Origin of the sequence: Endozoicomonas ascidiicola, from assembly GCF_001646945.1 — a bacterium.
Taxonomy (GTDB): Bacteria; Pseudomonadota; Gammaproteobacteria; order Pseudomonadales; family Endozoicomonadaceae; genus Endozoicomonas; species Endozoicomonas ascidiicola.
The window spans coordinates 6,653-9,028 of sequence record NZ_LUTV01000020.1; the positions used below are offsets into that span (position 1 = coordinate 6,653).

At 40.2% G+C, this 2,376-nt stretch carries 3 protein-coding genes; 2 read left to right on the forward strand and 1 reads right to left on the reverse strand.

What is annotated here, in order from left to right; all coding sequences use genetic code 11:
• The first annotated feature begins 1,067 nt into the window (after window positions 1-1,067).
• The gene (locus AKL11_RS24155) at window positions 1,068-1,376 is read left to right on the forward strand and encodes a hypothetical protein (RefSeq protein ID WP_157673754.1); all 309 of its coding nucleotides are present in this window, start codon (window positions 1,068-1,070) and stop codon (window positions 1,374-1,376) included.
• Between the two features lie 169 nt (window positions 1,377-1,545).
• Window positions 1,546-2,046, forward strand: coding sequence for a hypothetical protein (locus AKL11_RS24160; protein WP_157673755.1), 501 nt, complete (start codon window positions 1,546-1,548; stop codon window positions 2,044-2,046).
• Here AKL11_RS24160 and AKL11_RS26130 read toward each other — a convergent pair.
• Window positions 1,986-2,376 (reverse strand): hypothetical protein (locus AKL11_RS26130; RefSeq protein ID WP_216636849.1); only part of this gene is annotated, 391 nt, incomplete at its 5' end. The genes AKL11_RS24160 and AKL11_RS26130 overlap by 61 nt on opposite strands.

Consider the following 2,376-nt stretch of genomic DNA (forward strand, 5'->3'; position numbering starts at 1 on the left):
CCATTTTACGGGCGTGCGCAGCTAACAAAAAATTCCAGCGGACTCCGCTACGCTGCGCCGCTGAATTTGGCGTTAGCTGCTGTGTTTCTACCAGAGTTGCAAACCTGTGAGTTTTTCGCGCGACAGGTTTTGGCTCTAAACTATTGTACAGGCTGGCCAGAAAGATTCGCATTTGCTGGTTCAATCTGCGCTGAGTGATTTCTGTTCAAATTTGTACAAGGCCAGCATGAGCATCATCGTTAATTCAAGTCGTCAAATCTTCTAGTTTTGTTCAGTTTTCAGTATTGCGTTTATCTTTAGTTCTGAAAATCTGTGGACCGCCGTTATCTGGTAGTTTCTTTGGTTTCTGTCAAGTCAGAAAGTTACATTGTCGGAAACATCGAGTAGTCAAACCATTTGGTTCAAACTGTTTCGAGAAATTTTTACTTAGTGTGTTTTTCAGCAGCGTTCAAAACTTCTGGTTGTACATCTTCTGGTTCTTACTTTTTCGCCAGTCGTACTTGCTTCAGGTTTACGTCACGGTTTAACCATTTTACGGGCTTACGCAGCTAACAATAAAATCGTGTTCGTTCCGCTGCGCTCCACCGGACGCGCCTGTGGCGCGCCGCACATTTTGGCGTTAGGTTTCTTAGTGAGTACACCTTTAACCTGTCAAGATTAGTACTCCATCTGTCAGTATTTGATAGATTTCATATCTCAAATCCAGTGATTAACGAAATTTACAGCTGGTTTCAAGCAATAAGTGCAATAGACCTCACTGTTTAGACTTCAAGGGGTGTTAAACCACCAAGTACATTGAGAAGTGCACTAATAATTATAAAATTAAATATTTCGCTGAAATCTGTTGCAAGTGTTAAAATTGATAGTTATCGAAGTACACTGAGGTTATCATGAAAATAGCGGAAAATATTAAAGTCGAAGTAAATAAGTGTATTAAAAAATTTAATCTAAAAAACGGGTGCTCCGCCTGATTGATGTATGAATTATGTGCGCGAAGTCTTGCTTGCCTAAGGGGCATAAATACTGCTGGTTCTACTGATGATATGTGCCTATATAAAGCACATAAAATGCTTGATCCCTTGAGTAACGTGACTTTCCAAGGAGTTACATTATTCAGGCTGAGCACCCTAAAAAACAAATGCCAATACAGAGGTAGATATAAAGGTGAGTACCTTTACCTCGAAAAAAGTGATTTTAGTGGTTTTACCAAGACTTGTAGACTGAAGTACAATGGAGCAAATGATAATTGGGACTTTGCAATATTCAAATACTCTTCTGAAAGATATGCTCCAGAGGAAATGTTCTTTCCTGGTGATGAGTGTCTTGATGGTACAGTTGAAGGTGCATTAAAAGCAGGATTACGTGCATACCCATAAAGATAAAAATCTAGTTTTTCGTTAAACGCAACCTAACAAAAACTTCAAGTTCGTTCCGGTGCTGCGCACCTCCACCGGACGCCTACGGCGCCGCTTAAGTTGGCGTTATGTGAACTTCATCAATATTGACGTATCATCCGTTCTTTAAGTGCGAAATCGAGAATTATTCGTGGAAACTTATATAACTATCATGCTTGGTATCGTCTCTGGTGTTATCACCTCAGGTGTACTTGGATTCCTAACGAGCTTCATGAAAAATACCGTTCTACCTTGGTATAAAAAGTTGGTTTATCGGGGGGCTGATGTATCGGGAAGTTGGATTGCAAAGCGACAGAACCCTCGACCTGATGGTAGTAGTAGCCTTACAACATATACGCTAACACTTAATCAAAAAGCTGAATTTCTATCGGGAAGCTTTCAAATTGATTACGGAAGCAATGATAAATCATTCATTTCCACATTTAATGTTGAAGGTGAATATTGGGAAGGTTACTTCACACTTATATTCAGATCGTCAAATAAGAAAGAATATTCTCAAGGCACCATGCTTATGAAAGCTGTTCAAGGGGGGCAAGGTATGGAAGGGCATATATGCTTCAGAGATGTTGTTCAAGATAAATCGGTAGTTATTGACTTGATTTTGGTTCGCATAAAGAGCCATGAGAAATAGTTCTTTCGCAACAGTTCACATAACAAAGTTTTCCAGCGGACGCCTGCGGCGCCGCTGAAAACGGCGTTAGCTGCTGTGTTTCTACCAGAATTGCAAGACTGAGAGTTTTTCAGCGTTGGAAGTTTTTTGGTCTGTTCTATCGAAAAGTTCATAAGACATCGGTAGTCTTCGTTTTTTAAGCTGGCGTGAGAGTTTTGTCGTTTATTCCTTCTTTTATGCCAGCGTAAAGATCGTTGTTTGCTGTTTGTTTTTTTCAAGCTGGCAAGCGATAGCTTACCAATTTCCTTTTGCTGCGCCAGCACTAACATCGGTTTACTTTCCATCTTTTCT

What these genes read in the sequence shown, in the direction of transcription:
- AKL11_RS24155 (WP_157673754.1), top strand. Translation starts at nt 1,068, where the DNA reads ATGCTTGATCCCTTGAGTAACGTGACTTTCCAAGGAGTTACATTATTC.